General features: G+C 63.7%; 1 pseudogene. It reads right to left on the bottom strand.

The window, feature by feature from the left end:
- Positions 1-598: pseudogene (locus K9U40_RS23255) on the bottom strand (hypothetical protein); the annotation flags it as partial.

Raw genomic sequence — 598 nt, 5'->3', positions numbered from 1 at the left:
GTGCTGCTGCTCTCGACCACCTCGAGGGTGATCTTCCCCGTCGACGGATCGAAGCTGTCCGTCGTCTTGGTGCCGTCCGCCGCGACGATCGCCTCGCTGATCTTGTTGCCAGCCGCATTGTAGGTCACCGTGTCGGTGCCGCCGTCGGCGGCGTAGGTCTTGGTGTAGTCCAGCGTGCCGTCGGCGTGGAAGCGCTCGATCAGCCAGATCTTGCCGCTGGCGTCGATCACCTGGTGCTGGCTCGTATAGGTCTGGCCGGTGATGTTGTAGAGATAATGGTCGGTGTAGCCCGTCGTCTTGCTGGTCGTGATGACCTTGGTCAGGACCCCGTCCGTATAGGTGTTGGCGGTATAGGCCGTCGACGTGTCGATGAGCTTCTGGGTCAGGTTTCCGCTCGCCGCGTCGTAGCTGTTGGTGGTCTTGTCGCCGTTGGGGGCGACGATGACCTCGCTGATCTTCTGGCCCGCCGCATTGTAGGTCACCGTGTCGGTGGTGCCGTCCGCCGCCACCGACTTGGTGTAGTCCAGCGTTCCGTCCGCGTGCCAGCGCTCCGTCAGCCACACCTTGCCGGTCGAATCCGTCACCACGTGCTGGCTCG

Source organism: Xanthobacter autotrophicus (genome assembly GCF_030015065.1).
GTDB classification, from domain to species: domain Bacteria; phylum Pseudomonadota; class Alphaproteobacteria; order Rhizobiales; family Xanthobacteraceae; genus Xanthobacter; species Xanthobacter autotrophicus_D.
Note: the sequence above shows the minus strand (reverse complement) of the source record. Positions and strands in the feature narration are given on the sequence as shown.